Annotated in this window: 2 protein-coding genes; both read right to left on the bottom strand. The window is 48.6% G+C overall.

What is annotated here, in order from left to right:
• Window positions 1-203 (bottom strand): hypothetical protein (locus tag KDK14_RS16535; protein ID WP_257266278.1); only part of this gene is annotated, 203 nt, incomplete at its 3' end.
• 351 nt (window positions 204-554) lie between these two features.
• Entirely contained in the window at window positions 555-2,018 is a 1,464-nt protein-coding gene (locus tag KDK14_RS16530; RefSeq protein ID WP_257266277.1) for an MFS transporter, read from the bottom strand.
• Between the last annotated feature and the right edge of the window lie 91 nt (window positions 2,019-2,109).

Raw genomic sequence — 2,109 nt, 5'->3', positions numbered from 1 at the left:
GCAATCATCAGGAACACTGAGTTTAAAATGGGAAAGTTATTTTTAGACCACTCCTCAGCCGGTAACACCTCATCACTGATTGGGAATTTTTGCTCATAGGCAAACTGGAAATAGCTATCTGTTGACCGTGATGGATCCATATTGCCCTCAAGTCGTTCATTCGTGGTATCAGGCACAAACGCTGTTAACCGCCAAGCGGTCATGGGAATTTGTAATCTGGGCTTTCAGTCACACTGAACAGTGGTATTCGAACCTGTTTATGCTCAGTTTGTGGCTGAACCGGGAAATTTGATTGCAGAATATGGACAGATTTCCTTTACAGAAGTTCCCTGACGCGGCGAATGATCCGCTCGGCCACTCTACTTGCTATCGTGGGGTCTGTGCTGCAAAGATCCGGTTCTGTCAGTGAATAATCACCTTCGCTGAGTCAGGGGTCAGGATAAAAATGAACTTTCAGTAAATTTTCTTGTCAAGTGTTCGTGGTTTCAAAATTTTTATCCAGGGCGCTATTCTCGGACAGCCTCCTGGTGTTGATCAATAAAGGTTTCCTGATTCTAACTTGCCTCATCGTACTGATTCGTTGTCAGCATAACGTTTGGCCAGGGAATAAACAGGGCTATCAGGCTGATCACTGCCATAAGGGTAAGATACATGGCCGGTCCTGAGGTATTGTCAGAGTATTTGGCCAGTAATGTTGAGGTAAAAGGGGCGATACCGCCAAAAATTGCAAACCCGGTGTTATAACAGGTGGCAATGCCGGTATAGCGAATCTCCGTTGGAAAAAAGCTGATCAGCAGTGGCGGAAGAGTCCCCGATGCGGATGCTACCAACAGGCCACAAATCAACATGATCTTATTCAGTTCGGCATCGGGTGAAGCAAAGTACTGAAACGCCGGCCAGGCTGTTGTGGCGATCACCACGGCCATAATGCCAAGAATCAGTTTGTGATTTATCAGATCGGATAGTATCCCGCAGATCAGACACAGCGGCGATAACATGAGAAACGCCAGGGCGGTGTTCCAGGCGATGGCTTCCCTGGGAAAACCCAGTAGCGAAGAGAGAAAACCTGGCATGTAAACGCTGTAGGTAGTGACGGTTGCTCCACACAGGCCAATGGTCATGAGTCCGCAGATAACCCCCCGGGTATGTTGTGTGAACAGGAGAACAATCGGGATGGAAGCCTGTGCCCTGGTCTGATCCAGTGCATCAAAAAATCCGGATTCTGAGAAGTGTTTGCGGATGTGATAGCTGATAACTCCCAAAGAACCACCGACCCAGAACGGGACACGCCAGCCCCATTCCTTCATATCTTCTGCCGGGAGGTGCATTTCCAGCATACCGTTAACGAAGGTACCGAACGACACGCCGATCATAATGACCAGAAACAAAATGCCGATGACCAACCCGCGTCTTTCAGGTGCCGTCTCACTCAGATAGGTGATAGCGCCCGGAATTTCTCCACCCAGGGAGAATCCCTGGAGTAATCGTAACAGGATCATCATGACTGGAGCTGCTGCACCGATACTGTGCCATCCGGGCAGGCAGCCCATCAATGCGGTGGTGACAGCCATTAAAAAGATGGAAAAGGTAAAGGTCTTTTTACGGCCATAGCGGTCCCCGAAGTGGCCAAAGACAATACCACCGAGGGGGCGGGTCAGATAGCCCATGGCAAACGTGGCCAACGTGTTGAGTAATGAGGTGATATGGTCTTCTGCAGGGAAAAAGTTCTCGGCAATATAACTGGCCATCAAGCCATATATCAGGAAATCATAAATCTCCAGCATGCCCCCCAGTGATACGGAAGTTGCCAGCTTGTATTGGCTGTAAGATGCGGTAATGCATCGCCTGAATGGTTTGGGCGTTGTTTGGGTCATCAATCCGGCAGCAAGTGGGTTGGTGAAGTATGCAGATTTGAGTTTGCAGCACCGCTTAAGAATAGTCCCCGTTTTGACCGGCGAATAAAACAATATGAATAATGCCCCTTTCATGTGGCTGATTGAACTATCAGCATCTATCATGCTGAGGGTTTGCTGCTGGAAGACACATTAGCAGTTATACCAATTCCACCTTCTAAATATGAACTGCGCAGCCATTTTGAACCGCTGGATC

It is taken from the genome of Endozoicomonas sp. ONNA2 (assembly GCF_024606365.1).
GTDB lineage: Bacteria > Pseudomonadota > Gammaproteobacteria > Pseudomonadales > Endozoicomonadaceae > Endozoicomonas.
Note: the sequence above shows the minus strand (reverse complement) of the source record. Positions and strands in the feature narration are given on the sequence as shown.